At 55.0% G+C, this 5,026-nt stretch carries 2 rRNA genes; both read right to left on the bottom strand.

Annotated elements, in window-relative coordinates:
• Positions 1–152: 152 nt before the first annotated feature.
• A 23S ribosomal RNA gene (locus AC1EK3_RS05955) occupies positions 153–3,214 on the bottom strand.
• Between the two features lie 374 nt (positions 3,215–3,588).
• A 16S ribosomal RNA gene (locus AC1EK3_RS05950) occupies positions 3,589–5,026 on the bottom strand; the annotation flags it as partial.

The following is a 5,026-nucleotide window of genomic DNA, read 5'->3' as shown; positions in this document are numbered from 1 at the left end:
TGAGTGGCAACACGTGGCGGTTAGGGAACCGGACATGAACGCGAATAAAAACTCTTTTACCAACCGATCGTTAAGCAAAACATTCAGTACTCATTAACGCTAGAAGAATAATACTCAAAAGGAACTACCCTCCCCACTAGTAAAAGTGGAGAAGAATGTCACCATCGCCCGTTAGTACTAGTCAGCTCCACCCCTTACAGGGCTTCCACGTCTAGCCTATCAACCACGTGTTCTACATGGGGGCTCACACACTAAAGTGCAAGGAATGCTTATCTTGGAGCAGGCTTCCCGCTTAGATGCTTTCAGCGGTTATCCCTTCCGAACGTAGCTAACCGGCAGCGCCACTGGCGTGACGACCGGCATACCAGAGGTTCGTCCACCCAGGTCCTCTCGTACTATGGGCAGGTCTCCTCAACATTCCAACGAGCGCAGAGGATAGAGACCAAACTGTCTCACGACGTTCTGAACCCAGCTCGCGTGCCGCTTTAATCGGCGAACAGCCGAACCCTTGGGACCTGCTCCAGCCCCAGGATGCGACGAGCCGACATCGAGGTGCCAAACCATCCCGTCGATATGGACTCTTGGGAATGATCAGCCTGTTATCCCCGGGGTACCTTTTATCCGTTGAGCGATGCCACGTCCGTACGCCGGCACCGGATCACTATCTCCGACTTTCGTCCCTGCTCGACCCGTCAGTCTCACAGTCAAGCCCGCTTGTGCGATTACACTCAACACCCGATTGCCAACCGGGCTGAGCGGACCATTGAGCGCCTCCGTTACTCTTTAGGAGGCAACCGCCCCAGTTAAACTACCCGCCAGGCACTGTCCCTGACACGGATAACGCGTCGAGGTTAGACGCCAGATATGGAAAGAGCGGTATTTCACCTGTCGACTCCACGCAAGCTAGCGCCCGCGCTTCACAGCCTCCCGCCTATGCTACACGATCCACACCTAACGACAATACCAAGGTATAGTAAAGGTCCCGGGGTCTTTTCGTCCTTCTGCGCTTAACGAGCATCTTTACTCGTACTGCAATTTCGCCGGGCTCCTGGCCGAGACAGTGGGGAAGTCGTTACGCCATTCGTGCAGGTCGGAACTTACCCGACAAGGAATTTCGCTACCTTAGGATGGTTATAGTTACCACCGCCGTTTACCGGGGCTTAAATTCACCGCTTCACCGAAGCTAACGGATCCTCTTAACCTTCCGGCACCGGGCAGGCGTCAGAGCGTATACAGCGGCTTACGCCTTCGCACGCTCCTGTGTTTTTGGTAAACAGTCGCTACCCCCTAGCTTGTGCCACCCCCAACAGCTCAACAGTGCGAAACCATATCACCATCAGGGGTCTCCCTTATGCCGAAGGCACGGGAGTAATTTGCCGAGTTCCTTGGCCAGGATTCGCCCGATCGCTTCGGTATACTCTACCAGACCACCAGTGTCGGTTTAGGGTACGAGCGGAATCACACCTCACGTTGAAGCTTTTCTTGGCAAGCAGGATCACCGGAATCAGCCTTACAGCCTACCCATCACGCCTCAGCTTTAATATCCCCCGGATTTACCTAGGAGACAGCCCACACGCTTAGCCACGGAAAACCACCTCCGCAGCCGGCTACCTACCCGCGTCACTCCCACGCTAACCTACTACCGATACAGTCCCAACACAAACAAGCCAACAACCCCGAAAGGAAGCCAGCTCATAAATGAAGGTTAGTACTCTCAGATTCAGTTCGAACGGTGTAACACCGGTACGGGAATATCAACCCGTTCATCCATTCGACTACGCCTGTCGGCCTCGCCTTAGGACTCGACTCACCCGGGGACGACGAACGTGGCCCCGGAACCCTTAGTCATTCAGCGGACGGGATTCACACCCGTCTCTCGCTACTCATGTCTGCATTCTCACTCCTGTAAAGTCCACGACAAGTTCACACTGCCGCTTCACCCCATACAGGACGCTCTCCTACCCCACATGAAACAAATCATGCAGCCGCGTCTTCGGTGGCGTGCTTAAGCCCCGCTACATTGTCGGCGCGGAACCACTAGACCAGTGAGCTGTTACGCACTCTTTCAAGGATGGCTGCTTCTGAGCCAACCTCCTGGCTGTCTATGCGACTCCACATCCTTTCCCACTTAGCACGCGCTTCGGGACCTTAGACGACGATCAGGGCTGTTTCCCTTTTGACGACGGAGCTTATCCCCCGCCGACTCACTGCCGTGATAAACCTAACAGGTATTCGGAGTTTGGCTGCTATTGGTACCCGGTATGGGCCCGCAAGCATCCAGTAGCTCTACCCCCTGTAAGCAATAACACGACGCTGCACCTAAATGCATTTCGGAGAGAACCAGCTATCACGGAATTTGATTGGCCTTTCACCCCTAACCCCAAGTCATCCCCCCAGTTTTCAACCTAGGTGGGTTCGGTCCTCCACACGGTCTTACCCGCGCTTCAACCTGCTCAGGGCTAGATCATCCCGCTTCGGGTCCAGGACATGCGACTCAAACGCCTTTTAAAACTCGCTTTCGCTACGGCTCCCCCACCCGGGTTAGCCTCGCCACATACCACTGACTCGCAGACTCATTTTTCGATAGGCACGCCGTCACCCCACAAAGAAGGCTCCGACGGATTGTAAGCGCACGGTTTCAGGAACTATTTCACTCCCCTCCCGGGGTGCTTTTCACCTTTCCCTCACGGTACTAGTACACTATCGGTCAGACAGGAATACTTAGGCTTACCCAACGGTCTGGGCAGATTCACGCGGGATTCCACGAGGCCCGCGCTACTTGGGAATAAACATAAAGAGACATCGCACGACAAGCTACGGGGCCATCACCCTCTACGGCTGGGAATTCAATCCCATTCACCTAGCACGACATTTTATCACTCTCCTCAACCCCGTCAGAGGCTGAACAGTCCATCCCACGACCCCGAATGCGCAACACCTGACGGCTATCACACGCACCCGGTTTAGCCTGATCCGCTTTCGCTCGCCACTACTCACGGAGTATCCTTTCCTGCAGGTACTGAGATGTTTCACTTCCCTGCGTACCCCCCACAAAAACTGTGGTGACCACCCATAACGGTGGCCGGGTCTCCCCATTCGGAAATCCTCGGATCAAAGCCCACTCGGCAGCTCCCCGAGGCATATCGCAGCCCGTCACGTCCTTCATCGGTCCTGTCTACCAAGGCATCCACCATACGCCCTTACCAGTGACAAACACTAAAGTAAGAACCCATCAGCAAAATTCTCTAGACAAAAAATCATCACACTAAACGATCACAAAACGATCAAGCGACTCCAACAAAAGGAGCCGGTTGAAATTGATAAAAGCAAAAAAATCGAAACCAAAAAAGTCTCGCATTTTACTCGCGTCCACTATCCAGTTCTCAAACCACCACAACACCACAAAACCCAGCACCAACACTCAAAAGCACCAACACTGAAATCCTGTGAGTCAAGGACCGCAACCCCAAAACAAGGGGGGTGGCAATCCGGGAACCCAAAAGCATGCCCAAAAACTTACATAAACGTTAACTACTGTTTTCCACACCAGTAACCACACTCAACCGAGCGTGCACAAAAACTCCGTAGAAAGGAGGTGATCCAGCCGCACCTTCCGGTACGGCTACCTTGTTACGACTTAGTCCCAATCACGAGCCTCACCTTAGACGGCTCCATCCCAAAAGGGTTAGGCCACCGGCTTCGGGTGCTGCCCACTTTCATGACTTGACGGGCGGTGTGTACAAGGCCCGGGAACGCATTCACCGCGACGTTGCTGATTCGCGATTACTAGCGACTCCGCCTTCACGTAGTCGAGTTGCAGACTACGATCCGAACTGAGACCGGTTTTAAGGGATCCGCTCCATGTCACCATGTCGCATCCCGTTGTACCGGCCATTGTAGCATGCGTGAAGCCCTGGACGTAAGGGGCATGATGATCTGACGTCATCCCCACCTTCCTCCGAGTTAACCCCGGCGGTCCCCCGTGAGTTCCCGGCATAACCCGCTGGCAACACAGGGCGAGGGTTGCGCTCGTTGCGGGACTTAACCCAACATCTCACGACACGAGCTGACGACGACCATGCACCACCTGTGAACCTGCCCCGAAGGGAAACCACATCTCTGCAGTCGACAGGCACATGTCAAGCCCAGGTAAGGTTCTTCGCGTTGCATCGAATTAATCCGCATGCTCCGCCGCTTGTGCGGGCCCCCGTCAATTTCTTTGAGTTTTAGCCTTGCGGCCGTACTCCCCAGGCGGGACGCTTAACGCGTTAGCTCCGACACGGAACCCGTGGAATGGGCCCCACATCCAGCGTCCACCGTTTACGGCGTGGACTACCAGGGTATCTAATCCTGTTCGCTCCCCACGCTTTCGCTTCTCAGCGTCAGTAACAGCCCAGAGACCTGCCTTCGCCATTGGTGTTCTTCCCGATATCTACACATTCCACCGTTACACCGGGAATTCCAGTCTCCCCTACTGCACTCTAGCCCGCCCGTACCCGGCGCAGACCCACCGTTAAGCGATGGGCTTTCACACCAGACGCGACGAACCGCCTACAAGCTCTTTACGCCCAATAATTCCGGATAACGCTTGCGCCCTACGTATTACCGCGGCTGCTGGCACGTAGTTAGCCGGCGCTTATTCGAAAGGTACACTCACCCGAAAGCTTGCTCCCAATCAAAAGCGGTTTACAACCCGAAGGCCTTCATCCCGCACGCGGCGTCGCTGCGTCAGGGTTTCCCCCATTGCGCAATATTCCCCACTGCTGCCTCCCGTAGGAGTCTGGGCCGTATCTCAGTCCCAATGTGGCCGTCCGCCCTCTCAGGCCGGCTACCCGTCGAAGCCTAGGTGGGCCATTACCCCGCCTACAAGCTGATAGGACGCGACCCCATCCCATGCCACTAAACACTTTCCCAACAAGACATGCGTCAAGTTGGAGCATCCAGCATTACCACCCGTTTCCAAGAGCTATTCTGGAGCATGGGGCAGGTTGGTCACGCATTACTCACCCGTTCGCCACTCTCACCA

This window comes from Gardnerella sp. C0026F2 (genome assembly GCF_056590715.1).
The sequence above is the reverse complement of the archived record's forward strand: the minus strand, read 5'-3'. Positions and strand labels throughout refer to the sequence as shown.